Genomic DNA, 19,241 nt, shown 5'->3' on the forward strand with positions numbered 1-19,241 from the left:
CCCGGCAAGGGGCCGTTGATTAGGGGCCTTCAACGCCGTTCCTCTTGCGCAGCACCGCGACGAAACCCGGGATCTTCTGCGAGGAGCTTTGCTCATGGATGATCTCGCTGACTTCGCAGATCTCGAAACCGCAGGTTTCGAATTGGTCAGCCAGGTACGCGCTGCCATGCGCGAAACATCCCGCCTTTGCGAGTTCCCGATAGCTCGACGCACCAAAGGCTGTTGGGTCGGAACCGTCATATGAATAGCTGGTGAAAGCAAATGTTCCTTCCGGCCGAAGGGCCAGCCACACTGCTTCGAGGACGGGGTTCAGGTCCCCGAAATGGATGAGTGCCGCCGCCGAGACGATCAGGTCAAAGCGGTCTGGATGCCGGGTCAGGAAAGAAAGCAAGTCATCCTCGTTCAGGACGTCATAGATGCCCTTCGCGCGGGCGCTCTCAAGCATGTCCGGCGAGAGGTCGACCCCCACCATGTGCTGGGTCATCGCGTGGAAGCCGGCGCCGGAGATGCCTGTGCCACATCCAGCATCAAGGGCCGAGAGGAAGGGCGGGGAAGCGTGGCGGAGAACGGCATCCAGGACGTGACGATGCGCGAAATAGCCTGGGACAAGATCCCAATTCTTCGCCTTTCGTCGGTAGAGGTCGCGCAGAAAGGTGGGTGATGCTCTAGCTGGAACAGGCGCCTTGCCAATGGATGCAAGAAGTAGTTCAGCGCCTCGCTCGTCTCCGGGGGCGAGACGAAGGTAGCGACGCAATGACAGAGCTGCCGCGTCAAGATCGTTCAGGGCGATTAAAGCCTCCGCCAAAGCGAAATGCGCCCGCGCATCTTCAGGACTGGCAGCGGTGACTTCGGCGAGAAGGTCGGCTGCAGTAGCAAAATCCGCCAGATCCATTGAGGTGACAGCCGAATTGTACATCGCTTCCGTATATCCGGGCCGTGTTTCGATGGCCTTCCTGAAGGCTGCAATTGCGTCTTCAGGCCGCTGCCCCTTGCGCAGAGCTATGCCGAGATTGTTGTACGCTTCCGGCGAGGGTACCGGTGCATGTGCGCAGGCGGCCTCAAGGGCCTCGATCGCCGCAGTGATGCTACCATGAGCGAGCCGTGCGACCCCGAGCAGGTGAAGCAGGTCCGGGTCGTTAGGGTAATCCATCAAAGTGCGCACGCAGACGGTTTCCGCCGCCGAATAACCTCCCGCGGCATAGGCGCTCAGAGCTTCGGCCGTGCGGCAACGCTTGATCTTATCCATCGCGCGAGGACCCTTTGGAGGGTATGACAACTTGTTGGCCCGACATGCCGTCCTGACCGATGGAGTGTTGCGCTGACAGCCAGTCGGACGTGCCCCGGCGGTGCCGTCCGGCGCAGATATGTGCGGCAGTTATGAGCCGCCGGAGCGCCGGATTGCCGTTCGCTCGATTCCAGATTGCATTGAAGGCCACGCTGTTTTTGGGCTCGTTCACCGGGAGATAGGAAAGTTCCCGATCATCTGGTCGCTGCCAGGAAGAGACGGCGACCGTAATGCCCTGGTTCAGGGCGACCAGATCCAGAAGCATCTCCTGCGTCGCATCGATCCTATCGACTTTGAAGTCGCAATCATCTTCGGCCGCCAGAACGCCGCGAATGAAGGCTTCGACCTCGGGACCTGGCGCGGCGACGGTTACTAGGACCCGTTCGTGCCGCATCGAGGACCAACTGACAGCGGGCATGCCAGACAGTGCATGGGTCTTCGAGGTGACAACGAAAACTTCTTCCTGCCACAGCTGTGCGTAATCGCAGTTCGACGGGATCTCGCAATCGGTCACGAAGGCGATGTCCAGAGAGCCCGCCGCGACGAGCCTGACATGCTCTCTCGTTGCGCCGTCGACTACGCTGAGCAGAACCTGGGGATGGGCGGTCGCGTATCGCCTGAGAAGGTCCTTGAGGAATCCGGTGCCCAGCGAGGTCTGAATTCCGATCGTGAGACTTCCGGTCTTTCCTCGACCTGCAAGCCTGGCATGTCGCTGCGCACGTTCGAGCAGTTCGATCGCCGATTTGGCTTCGCGAAGGAAAGCCTGGCCGGCCTCAGTGAGCTCGACGCCGCTATGGCGCCTGTCCAGAAGTATCGCGCCGAGCTCATCCTCGATGGCGCGGACGGTGCGGCTTAGCGTCGACTGTTGTACATCCAGAGCTTCGGCGGCGGCGCGCAGGCTCCGAAACTCGGCGATAGCGATCAATTGGTGTAGTTGACGCAGTTCAATCATGAAGCCACCTCCGAACCTGCAGCCGAAACCTGCGTTCGGAAGCGGGGGGCTGGCTGCTTGCTTGCTTCAGCGCCTTCTCATGCAACGCCTGATCATCATGAAAAACCTCTCGTATCATACGTAGTGAGAATGTCTCACCCGGCGTTGAATTTCCGTCCGAGAGGAGTAGCGACCTTACCGGCTGGCGGCGTTTTTCATCCCCAGGAGAACCGCTGCCAGGATCATGCAGCTGCCTCCGATCCGGTCGAGCCAACGACGGGCCTCACCCTTCAGCCGTTGGGAGAGCCAATGCGCGCCAGCCCCGTATCCGGTCAGGAACGCTCCGTCCATTGCGATATAGGTGGCCGACAAAACCAGAAACTGCGGCCAGAACGGCAGCGCCGGATCAATGAACTGAGGAAACAGCGCTGCGAAGAAGACCACGGCCTTGGGGTTGGCCGCCGAGGTCACGAAGCCTTGCAGCCAAAGGGTCCGAAGAGAGGCCCGTCGAGAAGCGGAGTGCGATATGGGCTTCATGGATCGCCGAAGCGTACGCAGGCCGATCCACAGGAGATAGAGGGTGCCGGCCCATTTTACGACGGTCAGCGCCTCGGCGGAGGTAGCGATGACGGTCGCCAGCCCCAGGCCGGCGGCGAGCATCTGAATCAGGTTCGCTGTCAAATCTCCTGCAGCGGTGAACCAGGCCCGCGGCAAGCCATTGATGGCGCTGTTTGACAGCATCAGCATCTGGCTGGGGCCAGGCGTACTCATCAGGGCGAGCACGGTTGCGACGTAGATGAGCCAGATATCGATAGGCATGGTTTGCTCCGGTATCGCGCGTGGAGTTGTCAGCCGAGTAGCGCCTTTCCAAGCGGTTTTACGGGTTCCGAACGCAGCACCAGAGAGGTCGTGACCGCGCCGAACCGGGCGATGGTGTCGACGATGGTCTCAAGTTGGCCGGGCGTCGGCACGAGGACTTTGAGCAGGAAGCAGTCTTCGCCGGTCAAACGGTGGACCTCAATGACATGCGGCATCTCGGCAAAGGCTTTCAAGGCTGGCTTGATGTGCTCATGCGTGGTTTTCAGGCGAATGATGGCCATCATCCCGAAACCGAGCGCGGCGGCGTCCAGACGCGCCGTATAGCCTGCGAGTATTCCGCGATTCTCAAGGCGCTTCACCCGCTCCGATGTCGCCGGCTGCGAAAGCCCGACACGTCGGCCGACCTCCGATAGCGGGGTGCGGGCGTTTTCCTGAAGCGCTTCGAGGATTGCGATGTCAAGGCGGTCGAGCTCACTGGTCGGCATGTTCCACCACGGATTCCGTTAATTCATCGGAAGTTTGTCACAAGCGCCGATGAATTGCCATTCCCGTTATCCGTTCGGCAGGGGACACTCCAGAAGGGTGAACATCAGGAGAGTCGCATGAGCCGTCGTTTCGTTATGGTGCCGGGCATCGGGGGATCCGGCCCTGAGCATTGGCAAAGCCGTTGGGAAACTCTCTATCCGAACACCCTCCGGATAGAGCCAAATTCCTGGGATGAGCCCGACCTCGCGGACTGGTTCGCCGCCCTGGACCGGGCGGTCGCCGCGGCACCTTATCCGCCGGTGCTGGTATGCCATTCGCTCGGGTGCCTGCTCTTCGCCCATTGGCGTGCGGCGTCGTCCCGGGCGATCGCCGCGGCATTTCTTGTTGCCGTGCCGGATCCGAGCGGGCCAGCTTTCCCGGCACAGGCAAAAGCATTCGGAGCGCTACCTGCAACGGGGTTTGGTGAGCGGCCGGTGTTGGCAGTCGCAAGTGAGAACGATCCCTATGATCCAAAGGCGAGTGCGATAGCTTGGGCTGCCAGGCAAGGCGCCTGGCCGCGCCGTCTCGGCCCAAGGGGCCATTTGAATGAGGCGTCGAACCTCGGCGCCTGGCCCGAAGGCCGGGAGCTTCTGGCAGATTTCCTCGACGAGATCGGAGAGTAGCCATGGACGTTGCAACTGCATTGCTGAGCTTTTCCATTGCCGCGGCTTTGCTGACGATCACACCGGGGCTCGATACAGCCCTCGTTCTGCGGACGGCGGCGGTCGAGGGGCCGCGCCGCGCGATGCTGGCGGGGGCAGGGGTGGTGACCGGGGTGCTGGCATGGGGATTGATTGCGGCTTTGGGGCTCGGTGCTGTGCTGGCCGTGTCGGAACTGGCTTACCGTTGTCTTCAGCTTGCCGGCGCGGCCTACCTGATCTGGCTGGGTATCGGGATGTTGTGGGAGGCGTTCCGTGCGCGAGAGCCGGGGTTGCCGAGGGTCATGGCGCCTTCCGCACCGAATTGGTTCCTGCGCGGGGTGATGACCAACTTTCTTAACCCCAAGGTCGGTGTCTTCTATATCAGCTTCTTGCCGCAGTTTCTGCCCGTGGGCGTTCCGGTGGTGCCGTTCAGCGTTCTGCTCGCGGGGATACACGCGTCGATGGGGCTGATCTTCTTTGCAGCGCTGACTGCCGCGACAGTACCGTTTCAGAATGCCCTGAACGGCCCCCGCCTGCCTCGCCTCCTCGACGGGATCACCGGCAGTGTCTTGATCGGGTTCGCCCTGCGACTGCTGACGGAGCGGCGCGTGGGATGACCTCAGATCTCCATCCGACGCTGCAACTGACCGGGCGTGATCCCATGGGCGGCCTGAAAAGCGGCCACGAAGCCGCTCGCGGTGGCGTAGCCGGCGGCATGGGCTGCATGCTGCACGCTTTTGCCGGCCATCAACGGGGCAATGGCGCGTGCCAACCGAAGGTCTCGCATCCAGGTGGCCCAGTTTTGCCCGGTGTCGCGACGGACGAGCCGTTGCAGGCTGCGCCGCGACAGCGCCAGTGCCGCAGCCCAGTGGTCGAGAGAATGGTCGGCCCCATCGAGATGTGCCAGCGCGATACGACGCAGGCGCAGGTCGGCAGGCAGGGGCAGTGTGGGCGCGGGGGCGGGGCGCGCAAGCCGGTCCCACAGCACGGCCGTCAGCCGGGCGAAGGCGGGTTCTTGCCGGTCGGCGCGGCTGGACCCTGCGAGGGTGCGGAGAAGTTCGGCCTCCAGCGCTTCGAGAGGGAAAGGCGTGGGGTCCTTGGGCAGCGGCGCCGCGGCGGGCCGGGTGTAGAGGTTGACCGATTTCCGCGCGCCCTCGGCCCGGATGCGGTGGCGGTGCGTCGGTGGAAGCCAGATCGCCATGCCGGGAGAGAGAAGATGCAGCCTGCGTCCTGTCTCGACCGTCACCGGTCGGTCCGGGCACCAGGCGAGCTGTCCGCGCCAATGCGCATGCGCCTCGGGCATGGTGCCGGGTGTGAAACTCGTGATCCTGCCGATCACCGGACTTCCATCCTCGGCAAATCCTCCGATCTCATCGCGCTGCATGCTGGCACCTCCGGGGTATCATCTGGCACCGGGGCGACACATTTTTCCAGCCCCTCCGTCAGGATCGCGCGGAGGCGAAGCGGAGGACCGGATGGATATAACGACAATGGCGCTGCTCGCCGGCGCGGGGCTGCTTGGCGGGCTGTGCAATGCGATCGCGGGCGGGGGCACGTTTTTTACCTTCCCGGCGCTGCTGGCCGTGGGGCTGCCGCCGGTGACGGCGGGCGCAACCAGCGCAGTCGCGATCTGGCCCGGCCATGCGGCCAGCCTGATTGGCGAAGGTGCGGTGCTGCGGCAGGAACTGATCGCGCGGCCCGGGCGCATCGCGGTGTTTGCGCTGGCCTCGGCGGCGGGGGCCGGGCTGTTGCTGATGTCGGGAGATGCACTGTTCCGGCAATTGGTGCCCTGGCTGCTGCTTTTCGCGACGCTGCTGTTTGCGGCAGGGCCCATGCTCAACCGCTGGCTTGCCCGCCGCGGGGTGTCGATCGGGCCAGTCAGCGCCGCGTGCGCCGAAGGGGGCGTGGCCCTTTATGGTGGCTACTTTGGGGCAGGGCTGGGGGTGCTGCTGCTGGCGCTGCTGACCGTGACTGGGGACGACGATCTGAAGCGGCTGAACGTGGTCAAGAATGCTCTGGCAACGCTTGCGACCAGTATCGCCGTCCTGATCTTCGCCTTTGGCGGCACGGTCGCCTGGGGGCCGGCTGCCCTGGTCTTTCTGGGGGCGACGGCAGGTGGTGTCATCGGTGGCCGGCTGGCGCGCCGGGTGAAGCCGCAACTCCTGCGCGCCGCGATCGTCTGCCTCGGCCTGTTGCTGGTCTGGCACTACGCGTGAGCCCGGGTCGAGGCGCGGAGCGCCTCGCGCAGGGCCGTGGTGATTGGCCCCAAAGGCCATGTGCTGTGCTTGCCGGGGCGGTCCAGCGAGACTACGGGGCGAAGCTCGACCGACGTGCCCGTGACGAAGACCTCGTCCGCTGCATCCAGATCGTCGAGGCTGACGGTTCCTTCATGAACCGACAGGCCAAGGCCACGCGCAAGGTCGAAGACATGGCGCTTGGTCAGGCTGTCGAGAAAGCATGTAGGAAGGGGAGAAAGCAGCCTGCCGTTCCGGACGAGGACGATGTTCGTGACCGTCGTTTCGGCGACATGGCCTGCCATATCCAGCATGAGGGCATCGTCATGTCCGCTACGGGCGGCTGCGGCTCGCGACAAGGTTCCGGTCATGTAGAGGCCCGAGCATTTCGACGCCGTCGGCGCTGTATCGGGCGCGGGGCGCCGCCAATCCGACAGAACCAGGCGCAATCCGCCGGTCCCGTCCCCAAGGGCGGTTTCCACCGGCCAGTCCCAGGCCGCGATGGCGGTATGGATCCGGCAACCCTGCGCCGATACGGTGACGCTTTCGCTTCCGCGCCAGGCGATCGGCCGAACATAGGCGTCCTTCAGTCCGCCAGCCCAAAGCACGGCCTCGGCCGCGGCCTGAAGATCATCGACCAGCCATGGCAGTGTGTAGCCGAGAAGTTCGGCCGAGCGCTGCAGGCGCCGGAAATGCTCCTTACCCAGAAACAGGCGACCGTCATAGGAGCGGATGCCTTCGAAGACCGCACCGCCGTTGTGCAGAGAATGCGTCAGAACATGCAGCGTCGCCTCACCGGACGGCAGAAGCGTCCCGTCGAACCAGACGGGCCTCGTCGTATCGACGAGCGGGACCTTCACGGCTTCGGTCAGCATTCGGGATCTCCCAGTTCGCGGATGGTGGGACAATCTTCAGGCTCAGGAGCCGGGCAGGCGAGTGAGCAGTTTTCAGGCGCTGATGAGAAAGCGTCGTTCGCGTGGTGCCGGTTATCGGCGATAGTCGGTTCGTGAGGATCTATGGATAAACAAGTACCCTTTCGGCTGAATGTGCCTCTGAACGCCCTGCGAGCCTTCGAGGCTGCGGCACGCCATCTCTCGATCAAGGAGGCGGCGCTGGAACTTGGCGTAACGCCATCCGCCGTCAGCCACCAGTTGCGCGGGCTTGAGGATGCGCTCGGCCTGACATTGATGCGACGGGTCGGTCCGGCGCTCGAACTGACAGAGGCCGGAGCGAGACTGGCGCCCGATCTGAGCGAGGGGTTTTCCCGGATCATCGAAGCGGTCGGCGGTCTCAGGCAGGATCGCAATACGGGCCCGTTGCGGCTGTCGATGCTGCCGACGTTCGCGGCCCATTGGTTCTCGCCCCGGCTCACGCGCTACCCGTTCGAGCGCAACGGCTTCGATCTGCTGATATCCACTACACAGGAGGCTGTGGACTTGTCGGCCGGAGTGGCCGATGCGGCGGTGCGGCACGGGCAGGGCCAATGGGATGGGTTGCAGGCGGACCTGCTGTTCGAAGAAACCGTGAGCCTGTTCGGCGCGCCACCCCTGGCCAAGGATGACCCCGACGAAATGCGGGCGCAGATATCGGGCATGACCCTGTTTCTCTCGCAGTATCGGAAAGAGAACTACGCGCGATGGAACGCGACGTTGCCGGGTGGGCCGATCCGGCCTGCTGCGGTGATGATGGTCGATTCCGCGGGGCTCGCACTGCGCGCGGCCATGGACGGGGCGGGGGTGGCTCTGGCCGGGGTGGAAATCGCTGCCTTCGACGTCGGAGCCGGGCGGTTGACGCAGCTATTTCCCCACTGGGCTCATACGGGCGGAGGCTACTTCCTCGTCTATCCGGAGGCGCTGGCCAGGGACCGTCGCGTGCGCAACCTGAGCCGCTGGATGGTCGAGGCCTCGGCCGGGGAAAGGACCCTCGCGCAAAGGCAACTGGAGCCGGGAGCAGATTGAATGAATCGCATTGAAGCGGCTGCGGTCGAAATCCGGCGACTTGAGGAAAACGACCGCGTGGCATGGGAAGACCTCTGGCAAGAGAACCTGGACCATTACGCGGCGCCTGATCGTGCCCGAGCGGACATTCCCGTCATCTGGCAGCGCCTCATGGATCAAGCCGCGCCACTTCTCGGCTGGCTGGTTCTCCGACAGGGGCGGGCCGCCGGGCTGGCGCATGTGGTGCTTCGCCAGCACAGCTTCAGCACGGCCCAGATCGCGATCCTGGAAGATCTCTGGATCGCACCTTTCGCGCGGCGTCGCGGGCTGGCGGAACGGCTTGTCGAGCGACTGGTTCGGGAGGGGCGCGCGCAGGGCTGGCGCCGCATCGAATGGGAAACCGGCGTTGAGAACCTGGTTGCGCAGCGGCTCTATGACCGGATTGCCACGCTCGATCCGGTCAAGCGCTACCGGATCGACCTTGCCTGAGCGATTGCGAATTGTAAAACGTGCTTGACATGGCCGTGCACGCTCGTCACCCCCCATGTAAAGCTAACTTTACATGGGGGGTGACTATGCGGTGGCTCGGACTTTTGACAATCGGACTGATCGCCTATGTGGCGATGCTGATCCTGTCGCAGAGACTGCTTGCGAGAGGGACGGACAGCGAGGCGATGCGGATCCTGCTTTCACTGGCACCGATGCTGCCTTCGGTCTTTATCTGTGTTGTCATCATCCGAGCCATTCACCGGATGGACGAGTTACAGCGCAAACTTCAGTTCGAAGCTCTGGCACTCGCTTTTGCAGGCACCGCGCTGTTGACCTTCGGCTATGGATTCCTTGAAGGGGTAGGATTGCCTCGCCTCTCGATGTTCGTTGTCTGGCCGCTGATGGCGGCGCTTTGGGTCGTGGGCGTGTTGATCGGCCGTGTGCGCTACGGATGAAGAACGCGATCCGCGAATTGCGTCAGGCGAAGGGGTGGTCGCAAGCCGATCTGGCCCTGCACCTTGAGGTGTCCCGGCAGACGGTCAACGCGCTCGAACGCGGGCGCTATGATCCCAGCTTGCCTCTGGCCTTTCGGCTCTCCGGCCTCTTCGCCTTGCCGATCGAGCAGATTTTCCAACCAGAGAACGAGGGTTGACGTCTGGCAGCTCGCTGCTGGGCGGCTATGACTACAGCTCGATCCGAAAACTGTCCCAGGGCGCGAGATCGGCGATCGACAGATACAACCGTTTCGCCGTCAGATTGTCCTGCGGCACCAGCCAGCGCAGATGGGTCCAGCCGCGCGCGGTACCGATCTCGGTCAACTGGCCAATCAGGGCGCGGGCAAGGCCGCTTCCCCGGGCCTCTGGCATGACGAAGAGGTCGTCGAGCTGACCGGCACGGCTTCCTGAGATGATCTCGGGCAAGTCGAAGGCCAGCGCAAAGCCGGCAAGCGCGCCGCCATGATCCGCCCCGAGAAGCAGCAGATCCGGCTCGCTGCCGGCCCGCTCGATCAGAGGTGTGGCCTGTTCCGGCGTCATTGCCTCTGCCGGTCCGCTCATGGCTCTCCGATAGGCCGTCATCAGATCGGCAAGGCGCGGAGCGTCCGCGGCGGACAGGCGGCGGATCGTCGGTACGTTCACCATCCGCCGGTCCTGACCCACTCTGCCATCATCTCTATGCGGTCCCAGCCCCAGAAAGGCTCTTCATCGACGATGAAGAAGGGAGATCCGAAGACGCCCCGTGCCACCGCGTCTTCTCCGATCTTCCGGACTTTTTCTTTCAGGGCAGGGTCGGCGATGCCGGCCAGAAGGGCTTCGGGTTTGAGACCGAACTCAGGGGCGAGCCGCGAGACGGCTTCGGGTGAGGCTGTGTCTAGACGGTCGTTGAAATACAAGGTGAAGACCCTCTTCGCGAAGGCAGCAGCAAGTTCAGGGTGCTGTGTTTCAACCCAGTAGAAGGCGCGCGTCGCCGCCAGGGCGACATGGGGATGGTCGGCGGGCAGCTGGAAGGTCAGGCCCTGGTGCCGAGCGATCCGCGCCCAGTCGCGCCGCGCATAGTCGCGTTTCAGCGGCGTCGAGGACAATCCGCGTGCCCCCGTCACCTTGTAAGCGGTGCCCAGCATGTAGGGTCGCCAGAGCACGGTCCGACCCAGGCCTACCGCGATTGCCTCAATCCGCTGCGCAGCGAAGAAGGCGTAGCCGGACGAGAAGTCGAACCAGAACTCGACGGGGCTCATGGCTCTTCGCCTTCCCAGTAATCGACCGCATCCGCGGTCCGGAAGGAGCTGGCAACCCGACGCTTTGCCTTGTCACCTCCGGGCGCGGCGCCCGCGAAGACTGTCAGCTTGCCGCTGTCGGGATAGGCCATCACATCAGGCTCGCGCATGGTGCTGACCGCGACATATCGCAGGGGTTCAGTGCCGGTTGCGATCAACTGATGGGCCGTTTCGGCGCCGCCCGCAGGGCAGACCGCCACCATGCCGGCTGCGACCGGGTACCGGTCGGGGCCGAACCGCAGCTCGCCGGAGCCCGAGAGAATGACAAACATCTCGTCATTGGCGTGATGAGCATGGAAGGGCCAGGCCGCTTTGCCGGGCGGAACCTCCACCAGCCGCGCCCCCAGATGCGTCGCACCGAGTGGGGCGGCGATGGCCGCCATGGCGGCATGAAAACGGGTGCCATAGCTCTGTGGCGAGAGCTCCAGATCGTCGAGCGTGACGACGGGGCTGCGTGGCATGCGATCCTGGGTCATTTCGGTGCCCTCCTGCGAGAAGAGAGCGCCAATCCGACCGGTCCCGCAATTGAATTGGCTTCAGGTGAGCCGTAGCAAAGCTCATTTGGCGTGATTTCCCTTTCAAAGGAAGCTGTTCTCGTATTGTCGGACCTGAGACGAATGTGGACACCAATGCTTTACCGCTGGAGACCTGACGCTCCGCCATCGCGGCCGAACCCTGAAAGGCCCGCCTCGGCGATGCCCGCCGAACGCTTCGAGGTGGCGGCCGAAGACGGGTATCCGATCAGGGGTGGGATCTGGCACGCAGACACCGGCCCTGTCGTCGTGCTTCATGCCGCGACGGCGGTTCGGGCGCGCTATTACGCACGGTTCGCATCCTGGTTGTCCGGGCAGGGGGCGACGGTCCTGACCTTCGACTATCGCGGGATTGGTGAGTCCCGCTCCACGCCGGTGAAGGATTTGCAGGCGGGATGGGTCGATTGGGGCGTCCTCGATGCTGAGGCGGTGCTTGCCTATGTTGGTACGCGCTGGCCGGATCGTCCGCTCTGCGCCGTGGGCCATTCAATCGGCGGCTTCGCCCTGGGGTTGGCGCGTACCTCGGATCGGCTTGACCGGATCGTGACGGTTGGCGCGCAATTCGCCTACTGGCGCGATTACGATCCCCGCCAGCGGCGCGCGATGTATCTGAAATGGCATCTCTTCATGCCAGCCGTGACGCAGCTCTTCGGCTATTTTCCCGGGGCACGGCTTGGATGGCTCGAGGATGTGCCGCGCGGCGTGGTGCGCGACTGGAGCCGGATGGGTCCGCGGTTCGAGACAAGTGTTTGCTCCGCTTTGGACCCAGCAGACCTTGCAGCGCGTCATGGCGCCACCAGGGCGCGGCTCCTGGCCATCGGGTTGACAGATGACCCGTTCTGCACCGAAGCTGCGGGGCAACGATTGCTCGACTACTATTCCGGGGCGGATCGAACCCATCTGCGGATCGCGCCCCCGGATATCGCGGTGCCCGAGATCGGGCATTTCGCATTCTTCCACGCCCGTTTCGAACAGACGCTCTGGCCGCTTGCCGCCGCATGGTTGCTTTCCGGTCGACTGCCCAAGGATGCTCCGGGGCGGATAGTCTTTCCGACAGGCTGAATGCAGGTGTCTTTCCACTAGGATCAAAATGAACGACCGACTTTTCGTCATTACCGGCGGCCCAGGATCGGGCAAGACAACGCTTCTGTCCGCATTGGCGCTGCATGGTCTCGCAACAATGCCCGAAGCCGGGCGCGCGATCATTCAGGATCAGACCCGGATCGGCGGAACAGGGTGGCACGGTCAGGACCGGCAGCTTTTTGCAGAGCTCATGCTCGGCTGGGAGATGCGCTCGTGGCACGAGGCGCAGGGGACCGACGGTCCGGTGGTCTTCGATCGCGGCATTCCCGATGTGATCGGTTATCTTCAGCTCTATGTGGGAGAGGCGCCCGCACATGTTCACGCGGCGGCCGAGCTCTACCGGTATCGCCCGACGGTCTTTCTTGCGCCGCCCTGGCCCGAGATCTTCGGTCAGGATGCGCAGCGCGGGCAGGATTTCGACGAGGCGGTTGCGACGGCAGAGGCAATGGAGCAGGCCTATGCCATGGCGGGATATGACCTGCTGCCGCTGCCTTTGGCCACGGTCGAGGCGCGGGTCGATTTTGTTCTGGAGGTTTTGGATCAGTCCATCTGATCAGGACGCGTCACCCAGATCCAGCTCGCCCCGCAGGACGATACAGGCGGCCCCGCCGATGGTGATCCGCAGCCCTTCTGCTGTCGTTTCCCAGCCCGCGTGAACCAGCCCGCGCCGGCCCATCTCGACCCCTTGCTCCGACAGGTAACCACCCCGAGGCACCGCATCGCGATGCGTGGCGACCCAAGCAGCGATGGCACCGTTGCCAGACCCACAGACAGGATCCTCGGCCACGCCCTCACCCGGAGCGAAGGTGCGTACACGCAGGCGCGGCGCGGCCCCGGACCCGCTGTCCGCAAAGACCGTGAGCCCTGCCGCGCCGAGCCCATGGCAGATCCGCTCGATCCGGCCGAGGTCGGGTCGCAGGCCAGCCAGTGCCTGGAGGTCGTGCAACTCAAGCAACAGCCATGGAACCCCCGTCGAGACGATCCGATGCCGGCTATCCGCGAGCATATCGAGCGGAAGGGAGATCGCCTCGGCAAGTTCAGCTTTGGTGACCGGCACATCGCAGAATTGCGGCGTCGCCTGCGTCATCGTGTAAAGGTCGTCTTCGACGCGGATCGGAACCAGTCCGATGCCGCATTCCTGCGTCAGGCTTTGGGGCGTTCTGCTTTGCTCGCCGCAAAACGCATGGGCGGCGGCAATGGTCGGATGACCGGCGAAGGGCAGTTCGCGCATCGGGGTAAAAATGCGGGCGCGATAGTTCGCATCATCGGTCGGGCGAAGCAGGAACACGGTCTCGGAGAGGTTCATCTCGCGCGCGATGCGTTGCATGGTCTCGGTGGACAAGTCGTCGGCGTCGAAGACCACCGCCGCCGGATTGCCCAGCAAGGGTCGGTCCGAAAAGGCATCGATCTGCAGCATGCGTTTCTTCATGGTCGGTAAGCCCTTGCTTTCAGCGCCCGAAGCGCGCCGTCAGTGTCACACTGCCGAGGCTGTGCGCGTGAATCATGTAGCCGGCGAGGGCGGGCATGGCACTGGCGTCTAACCCCAGGCTCGGCACGTCGATGGCATAGACGGTGAACTCGTAGCGATGAGGGACTGCGCCCTCAGGCGGGCAGGGGCCGCCGTAGCCGGGCTGCCCGAAATCCGTCAGGGACTCGACCAGAGGGGCGGGCAGGTAGCCGGAGGCGCCCGCGAGCATCGCTCGTGTGTGCGCCGGAATATCCAGAACGATCCAGTGCCACCAACCGCTGCCGGTCGGGGCGTCGGGGTCGTAGACCGTAATCGCGAAGCTCTGCGTTCCCGCAGGCGGGTCATTCCAGACCAGGTGCGGGGATTGGTTGAGCCCCTCGCACCCCATGGTCGAATTCACCAATTCCATGCGGATCGTTTCACCCTCCCGCAAGTCGCGGCTGTCCAGATCGAACGCGTGAGCGACAACGGGAGCGGCGGCGAGCGCCATTGAGAACAGGGCAGTACGACTTAGGTTCATCATCATGAATGTCTCTCCTCGACTTCCATGATTTGACGGTATTCCAATGCGTTAGACGCGGCGATTGAGAAGCTTTCAGGGGCCCCGTAGAAATGATCACCGAACCTTGTCCAGACCCAGGGCGCGACCTTGATGCAGAGCCATCCACGCCAGAGCGATGGCTTGCAGACCGGCGATCAGCACGATGAACGTCACATGGGCGGACGAAATGCTCCACCCAAACCGAACCAAAGCCTCGATGCCTGCGCCGATGCCGCTCTGCATCAAGAAACCGGTGAGGACAGCGCCGAGATTGAGCATGGCGATAGCGCGGCCGGACACTGCGTCGGGTAGCAGCCGGACCAGAAGCGCGTAGGCAAGGATGGGACCCGCGGTGAACAGCCCGTAGCCAGCCCAGAGGATGGTCTGCAGTGACGCGCCTGCACCGGCAATCGCGAACTGACACAGAACAAAGCCAAGCGTCAGGGCGAACGTCAGGTGGAACAGGTGCCGATCGGTGCGGGCGATCCGATCGGCGAGCAGGCCGAAGCCGAATTGCCCAAAGATGACGGCAAAGGAGAGCGCCATCAGGATACCCGCTGCCGCAGTCGACGGGAGGTCAATCGCGTCGCGCAGCCAGACCCCGGCCCAGAGCCCCTGATAGGCGACCCAGGCTCCCTGACAGAGGGCCGAAGCCGGTGCGATGGTGAGAAAGGCGGGGTGCGTGAGGACACCACGCAGTCCCTTCACAGCCGGTTCCGGCCCCGCAGGGGCGGCTCGTTCCCTCGTCTGGGGCGGAACCACCGCGGCGATGATCAATGCAATGGTGGCAGTGACGCCGGCGAGACCCAGAAAAATTTCGCGCCAGCCGATTTGGCGTAGCAGCCATTCGGTCGGGCTGGTGGCCGCCAGGGAGCCAAGGCCGGCCGCTGCAATCGTGATGGCGTTTACCAGGGGCAGGCGCTCCCTCGGCCACCACAGGGTGTTCGCCTTGTAGGCGCCGGTCCAGCAAGCGGAAAGTCCGAGGCCGATCATGAAACGCGCCAGGATGAGCATGTGGGCTGTTTGCGCCCCGGCGAAGAGCGCGGATGCGACGACAGCCAGAAAGAGCGTAGCCACCAGCACGCGTTTCGGCCCGAACCTGTCCAGGGCCTGGCCGACGAACAGCTGCGAGCCGGCCAGTGCGCCAAGGAAGGCGGAGGTCATCATGCCCATGGTCGCAGGCTCAAGCTGAAACTCGGCCGTGAGACGAGGCTCCAGAACAGCGTTCACATTTCGAAAGAGTTCGGAGAGCAGGTAGGCGAAGGTAAATGGCAGAGAGACGAAGACGATGCGGCGCAACGGGGACAATTGGGCTGAGTCAGTCATGCGCGTGGCCGGACCAGATGCAGCAGTCGTCCCTCAGGGAGTACACCCGCCCAAGGTCGTTGGTTTGCTCGGCACGATCCTGAATGGAGCCCGTTTCGCCAGATCGGTGAGGATAAGAGACGAAGCACAGAAATGTCAGCAGGATGGCCGTGACCCAAAGAAGTGCAAGTCGTTGAAGACCCGACAGGCCGGGAGTCGGTGTCTCGCCAGAGGCGGCGCTCAAGGATTTTCTGAGATCATTGATGTTCATGGCTTCTGGCATCCGCTCTTTGTCTCAAGTGCTAGCCGGGAGCCGCCTCCTCGCCGATTGAGAAGGTCTCAACCGAGCGGGAGATTTTGTCCGGGGCGGGCTAGAGCCAATACATCGGATGGTGTGCTACATCCGCCGGGATGGCCGCATGGTCTTCGACCGGATACCGGTCGCCGGCCGTAGCAGGGGCGGACACGAGCAGGATGCGCAGATCTTCGGGCCCGTTGTTCTGCACTAAATGTCCCAGGCCCGGGGAGATTTCCAGGGCCTCTCCCGCCTTGGCCAAGAGGATACGGCCCGGAACCCTGATCGTCAGTTCCCCGGCAAGGACATAGAAGATCTGGCGGGAGACCCGATGATAATGTGGTGCTTCGGCACCGCCGGGCGGCAGGCGCTCTTCGCGCAGCGAAAGTTCGGGGCGATCGACCAGTCTCCAGCCGTCGCAGCCGTTACCCCAGGGGTAATGGTTTGCGTCGGTCGCGCGCAGGGGGCCCGTCATTCCTCGGACCCGTAATAGGCTTCGCCCAGAAACTGGACGCCCTCGCGAAACCGCATGTGTTCGCAGGCATGCCTGACCCGACCACCGGCTCGCGACACATAGAAAACCGTCACGGATTGCGCCTCTGCGTCTACGGCGGTTCCGCTCAGTTCGAAGTGAAGATCGGGCACGCGTGCCAGGGCGTCGGTCCAGTACTGCCGCAGGGCGTCCTTCCCAATGATCTGGGCGTCACCCGTCACCTGCTTGGCGAGAGGGCTGATGAAGACGGAGTCTTCGGCGAACGGCGCGAGAACCGTCTCCACGTCATGTGCGTTCCAGGCAGCGATCCAATGCCTGGCATGGGTTTCAAGGTCAGTGCGTGAAAGTCTTGTCATTCTTCCGGTATCCTTCTCCGTCCGCTTTAGCGGTCGGGGCTGACTGTCATGCGGCGGCATGGCTACTCGCAATTGAGGAATCTTCCGGCGGTCCTGAGGATTTCGCGGCGACAATCACAGAGAGGAATTCTCAATATCCGCTGAGGGATCCGAAATTCATGGCTCTGGGCGCGGGGTGCATTCTTTGGGGGAAGACACCGGAGGTGACCATGAACCCGCGATGCACGGCAAATTCAACGCAAGAGCACGACCAAGATGGTCTCGCATCACGCCCGGCTCGGCTGCCGCGCCGCTTTCGGGCCTTTTACCGCTTGAGCGACGCGGCGTTGGAAGATCTGGGATTGGATCGTCAAGATCTGCCGATCTTCAATCCTGTTCAGGCCATTCGCCGAGAAGACTTGTTCTAGCGCGAAGCGGGCAGGTCTGGGGTGTCATCCAAGCAGATCAGGGTTTGCATCCCCGTGGCGACATGTTTGCGGCGTTCTCCATCAACGCCCCATACATCGAGCTGGCAGATGGTCAGTGTGCGACCGTCCTTGATCACGCGGCCGACAGCCTCGAGATAATCTCCCTGCGCGGGGCTGATCAGGTTCAGTTTGAACTCGACCGTCAGGACTGAACTGCCTTCGGGGAAGAGGGTGAACCCAGCGTAACCGCCTGCGCTGTCGGCGATGGCCGATGTCCCGCCGGCATGGAAGTAGCCATGCTGCTGCGTGAGTTCCGGACGGAACGGCAGTCGCAGCGTGACAAGCCCCGCGCGCACATCCGTTATCTCGGCCCCGAGATGCGCCATAAGTCCCTGTCGCGCAAAGCTTTCGCGCGCTCGAATGATGATTTCCTCTGAAATTGGATCGCCGACCTGCATAGCTATACCTCCACTTCTTGGCCGGGGAAGTATGCATAAGGCATAGGTCTCGGCGCGTGAGGAATTCTCAGTCTTAACTGAATGAACGGCGCCGGAGCATAGCGTTGTGCGGCCCTCGGCTGCCTAAGATTCGCGATTCTGGGCCTGCAAAAGTTCCATTGCCGTCACGGCTAGAGGCTCTGGCACGAAGGGCGGGGAGCGGCCTTAGGGCAATGCGGCATGGCAAGCGCAGCGCGACTGAGGAAGCCGCCGCTCATGCACACCGTAGCAGACCAGCGGGCACAGAACGCGGATCGGGTGGGAAGCGAAGTTTACACAATACATGAAAGGGCAGTCTACAAACTCTGACGACCTTTTCTGGGGCGGAAGGTAGATTCAACCTCTCCTCGAATTGGCTTACACATCCATCGCACTAAAAACCCTATCAAACGCATATAAGACGCGTTTAGCCAATCTGTGCGTTCGGGCGGCCTCTTCAATTGTTGTATTCCGATTCCATGCGTGGGCAAAGTCATGCCTCCACGCAAGGATATGCTCGTATGCGGTTTCTATATTTTTTCCGGTCCTATCTGATATCTTCTTTCGCTTTGAGGTTAATTCATCCTTGAACGACCTCTCCATTATTGGAGAAAATAGGCCGCAGTATTTCTTCAGGTCATGAATATTTATGCGACTATTTAATTTTACATAATTTCTTTGAGCAAACTGGCCAAACGCATCGTGCCGCACGGACGCATGCGCACACATGACTTCCTTCACGCAGGTTTCATAGGTCGCAGCCATTGCTACTACTAACAGCCCTGCCAAATCTGCCCTTAACTGCACCCCTTCATACCTTCCGTCTGCGGGTACCAACGCATTGATCTCAGCAATCAAGGCGTCAATTTTTCTGAAATTTTCGTCCAAATCAACTCGTGGCATTACCAAGAACGCCTTTTGCGAGCTTAATCCGCTCCTTGACAGTCAAAGTATCAGTAGTGGCACCTCTGAGCACTCGCTCAAATGATGGGTCCTGCTGGAGTTCCTTGTAGCGTTCTGCCAGCTGCACCGGTGTTATGCTATCATTTTCAAGCAGTGCAACCATAACGCCTTCTAACATGGCAGAGTTGATTACCGATCTCGGCCTAAAGGGGCGTGGAATGGTATCAGCGACGAGCTTCACAACCTCTGGAAACCTTTTCTTAAAACGATTCGCACGATCAGTAGAGAATTCACGGTTCGCGTTCATCTGATGGTTGAGATAGCGTAGCATCGGCTTCTCATAGTCACCCCAAACCTCAAACAATGAGAACAGGCGTAGAATAATCTCCACATCCTTTTGGTTCTTATCTGCCCTTGTGATGCCAAGAATCTTACGCCAGTCACCGTTGTCGTTTAACGCCTTGAGCTCCTCTGTGATCTTTCCCCGATATACAGCATTTCGTATTTCCTGCGCCTTTAGCTGAGTTCCGCCGGTGTTGAGTCTCTCAAATATGTGGAATACGCTATCATTTCTTAGGCTAGGTTTGAGCTGCTTAATATGAATGGCACGGAGCGCTGTGTTCTTTAGTCTCCGCTGATCTCTCGGTGCTAGCTCTTTAAATGTTTTCCCGTTATACTCCGAACGCTCCGCAAGCCCTTTAAGCTTGAAAACTTGCCTCTTTCCCTGACTATCTGGCTCCCCGAAATAT

27 protein-coding genes are annotated in these 19,241 nt (G+C 62.3%); 9 read left to right on the forward strand and 18 right to left on the reverse strand.

The features are described 5' to 3' along the window. Positions 1–19 precede the first annotated feature (19 nt). The 4 genes from AQY21_RS28090 to AQY21_RS21345 form a co-directional block, all read right to left on the reverse strand. Positions 20–1,246: a tetratricopeptide repeat protein gene (locus AQY21_RS28090; protein ID WP_082658214.1), complete on the reverse strand. Its 1,227-nt coding sequence runs from the start codon at positions 1,244–1,246 to the stop codon at positions 20–22. Beyond that, positions 1,239–2,237 carry a LysR family transcriptional regulator gene (locus AQY21_RS21335; protein WP_082658215.1) on the reverse strand — a complete coding sequence of 333 codons (999 nt, stop codon included), beginning with the start codon at positions 2,235–2,237 and terminating at the stop codon, positions 1,239–1,241. Before AQY21_RS21335 ends, AQY21_RS28090 begins: the two co-directional genes overlap by 8 nt. 174 nt (positions 2,238–2,411) lie before the next feature. After that, a complete protein-coding gene (locus AQY21_RS21340) occupies positions 2,412–3,035 on the reverse strand; it encodes a LysE family translocator (RefSeq protein WP_058099604.1) in 624 nt (207 codons plus the stop codon). A gap of 29 nt (positions 3,036–3,064) precedes the next feature. Next, positions 3,065–3,520, reverse strand: coding sequence for an Lrp/AsnC family transcriptional regulator (locus AQY21_RS21345; protein WP_058099605.1), 456 nt, complete (start codon positions 3,518–3,520; stop codon positions 3,065–3,067). A 117-nt stretch (positions 3,521–3,637) separates the two neighbouring features. Here AQY21_RS21345 and AQY21_RS21350 point away from each other — a divergent pair, with 117 nt between their 5' ends. Then, positions 3,638–4,183: an alpha/beta hydrolase gene (locus AQY21_RS21350; protein ID WP_058099606.1), complete on the forward strand. Its 546-nt coding sequence runs from the start codon at positions 3,638–3,640 to the stop codon at positions 4,181–4,183. Positions 4,184–4,185: 2 nt separating this feature from the next. After that, positions 4,186–4,818: a LysE family translocator gene (locus tag AQY21_RS21355; protein ID WP_058099607.1), complete on the forward strand. Its 633-nt coding sequence runs from the start codon at positions 4,186–4,188 to the stop codon at positions 4,816–4,818. 2 nt (positions 4,819–4,820) lie between these two features. On the opposite strand, the gene AQY21_RS21360 is transcribed toward AQY21_RS21355, so the two are convergent. Beyond that, a complete protein-coding gene (locus AQY21_RS21360) occupies positions 4,821–5,540 on the reverse strand; it encodes a helix-turn-helix transcriptional regulator (RefSeq protein WP_238986854.1) in 720 nt (239 codons plus the stop codon). Positions 5,541–5,691: 151 nt separating this feature from the next. On the opposite strand from AQY21_RS21360, the gene AQY21_RS21365 reads away from it, so the two are divergent. Then, positions 5,692–6,417 carry a sulfite exporter TauE/SafE family protein gene (locus tag AQY21_RS21365; protein WP_238986855.1) on the forward strand — a complete coding sequence of 242 codons (726 nt, stop codon included), beginning with the start codon at positions 5,692–5,694 and terminating at the stop codon, positions 6,415–6,417. Here AQY21_RS21365 and AQY21_RS21370 read toward each other — a convergent pair. After that, positions 6,408–7,310 (reverse strand): aminotransferase class IV, encoded by a 903-nt coding sequence (locus AQY21_RS21370; protein WP_058099610.1) that lies wholly within the window; start codon positions 7,308–7,310, stop codon positions 6,408–6,410. The two genes, AQY21_RS21365 and AQY21_RS21370, sit on opposite strands and share 10 nt — an antisense overlap. Before the next feature lie 141 nt (positions 7,311–7,451). On the opposite strand from AQY21_RS21370, the gene AQY21_RS21375 reads away from it, so the two are divergent. The 4 genes from AQY21_RS21375 to AQY21_RS21390 all read left to right on the forward strand — a co-directional run bounded on the left by AQY21_RS21375 (position 7,452) and on the right by AQY21_RS21390 (position 9,513). Further along, positions 7,452–8,393 (forward strand): LysR substrate-binding domain-containing protein, encoded by a 942-nt coding sequence (locus AQY21_RS21375; protein WP_058099611.1) that lies wholly within the window; start codon positions 7,452–7,454, stop codon positions 8,391–8,393. Beyond that, on the forward strand, positions 8,394–8,861 hold the full coding sequence (locus tag AQY21_RS21380) for a GNAT family N-acetyltransferase (RefSeq protein WP_058099612.1): 468 nt from the start codon (positions 8,394–8,396) through the stop codon (positions 8,859–8,861). A gap of 86 nt (positions 8,862–8,947) precedes the next feature. Next, positions 8,948–9,316, forward strand: coding sequence for a hypothetical protein (locus tag AQY21_RS21385; RefSeq protein WP_058099613.1), 369 nt, complete (start codon positions 8,948–8,950; stop codon positions 9,314–9,316). After that, complete coding sequence (locus tag AQY21_RS21390; RefSeq protein WP_058099614.1) at positions 9,313–9,513, forward strand: helix-turn-helix transcriptional regulator; 201 nt, start codon at positions 9,313–9,315, stop codon at positions 9,511–9,513. Before AQY21_RS21385 ends, AQY21_RS21390 begins: the two co-directional genes overlap by 4 nt. A gap of 31 nt (positions 9,514–9,544) precedes the next feature. Here the strand turns inward: AQY21_RS21390 and AQY21_RS21395 are convergent, their stop codons facing one another. The 3 genes from AQY21_RS21395 to AQY21_RS21405 are packed head-to-tail and all read right to left on the reverse strand — an operon-like array spanning position 9,545 to position 11,108. Beyond that, a complete protein-coding gene (locus AQY21_RS21395; RefSeq protein WP_238986856.1) occupies positions 9,545–10,018 on the reverse strand; it encodes a GNAT family N-acetyltransferase in 474 nt (157 codons plus the stop codon). Beyond that, a complete protein-coding gene (locus AQY21_RS21400; protein WP_058099616.1) occupies positions 9,994–10,593 on the reverse strand; it encodes a 2-hydroxychromene-2-carboxylate isomerase in 600 nt (199 codons plus the stop codon). The genes AQY21_RS21395 and AQY21_RS21400 overlap by 25 nt, the downstream gene beginning before the upstream one ends. After that, entirely contained in the window at positions 10,590–11,108 is a 519-nt protein-coding gene (locus tag AQY21_RS21405; RefSeq protein ID WP_058099617.1) for a cupin domain-containing protein, read from the reverse strand. The genes AQY21_RS21400 and AQY21_RS21405 overlap by 4 nt, the downstream gene beginning before the upstream one ends. Before the next feature lie 141 nt (positions 11,109–11,249). Here AQY21_RS21405 and AQY21_RS21410 point away from each other — a divergent pair, with 141 nt between their 5' ends. Beyond that, the gene (locus tag AQY21_RS21410; RefSeq protein WP_058099618.1) at positions 11,250–12,227 is read left to right on the forward strand and encodes an alpha/beta fold hydrolase; all 978 of its coding nucleotides are present in this window, start codon (positions 11,250–11,252) and stop codon (positions 12,225–12,227) included. 28 nt (positions 12,228–12,255) lie between these two features. Continuing rightward, a complete protein-coding gene (locus tag AQY21_RS21415; protein WP_058099619.1) occupies positions 12,256–12,801 on the forward strand; it encodes an AAA family ATPase in 546 nt (181 codons plus the stop codon). Here the strand turns inward: AQY21_RS21415 and AQY21_RS21420 are convergent, their stop codons facing one another. The 9 genes from AQY21_RS21420 to AQY21_RS28095 all read right to left on the reverse strand — a co-directional run. Next, on the reverse strand, positions 12,802–13,665 hold the full coding sequence (locus tag AQY21_RS21420) for a PhzF family phenazine biosynthesis protein (protein WP_238986858.1): 864 nt from the start codon (positions 13,663–13,665) through the stop codon (positions 12,802–12,804). It abuts the gene before it with no gap. Between the two features lie 31 nt (positions 13,666–13,696). Further along, positions 13,697–14,242 carry a YbhB/YbcL family Raf kinase inhibitor-like protein gene (locus AQY21_RS21425; RefSeq protein WP_203416605.1) on the reverse strand — a complete coding sequence of 182 codons (546 nt, stop codon included), beginning with the start codon at positions 14,240–14,242 and terminating at the stop codon, positions 13,697–13,699. Positions 14,243–14,332: 90 nt separating this feature from the next. Next, positions 14,333–15,583: an MFS transporter gene (locus AQY21_RS21430; RefSeq protein WP_058099621.1), complete on the reverse strand. Its 1,251-nt coding sequence runs from the start codon at positions 15,581–15,583 to the stop codon at positions 14,333–14,335. After that, a complete protein-coding gene (locus AQY21_RS28825) occupies positions 15,576–15,833 on the reverse strand; it encodes a hypothetical protein (protein ID WP_152988310.1) in 258 nt (85 codons plus the stop codon). Before AQY21_RS28825 ends, AQY21_RS21430 begins: the two co-directional genes overlap by 8 nt. Before the next feature lie 100 nt (positions 15,834–15,933). Then, the gene (locus tag AQY21_RS21435) at positions 15,934–16,332 is read right to left on the reverse strand and encodes a cupin domain-containing protein (protein ID WP_058099622.1); all 399 of its coding nucleotides are present in this window, start codon (positions 16,330–16,332) and stop codon (positions 15,934–15,936) included. Continuing rightward, positions 16,329–16,706, reverse strand: a complete 378-nt coding sequence (locus tag AQY21_RS21440) for a nuclear transport factor 2 family protein (protein ID WP_058099623.1) — start codon at positions 16,704–16,706, stop codon at positions 16,329–16,331. The genes AQY21_RS21435 and AQY21_RS21440 overlap by 4 nt, the downstream gene beginning before the upstream one ends. Before the next feature lie 403 nt (positions 16,707–17,109). Further along, positions 17,110–17,571 carry a PaaI family thioesterase gene (locus AQY21_RS21445; protein ID WP_058099624.1) on the reverse strand — a complete coding sequence of 154 codons (462 nt, stop codon included), beginning with the start codon at positions 17,569–17,571 and terminating at the stop codon, positions 17,110–17,112. 396 nt (positions 17,572–17,967) lie between these two features. Further along, a complete protein-coding gene (locus AQY21_RS28830) occupies positions 17,968–18,492 on the reverse strand; it encodes a HEPN domain-containing protein (RefSeq protein ID WP_152988311.1) in 525 nt (174 codons plus the stop codon). After that, positions 18,479–19,241: DUF262 domain-containing protein (locus AQY21_RS28095; protein WP_082658218.1), on the reverse strand; the 763-nt coding region annotated here is incomplete at its 5' end. The genes AQY21_RS28830 and AQY21_RS28095, both read right to left, overlap by 14 nt.

Source organism: Paracoccus sp. MKU1 (assembly GCF_001447385.1).
Taxonomy (GTDB): domain Bacteria; phylum Pseudomonadota; class Alphaproteobacteria; order Rhodobacterales; family Rhodobacteraceae; genus Paracoccus.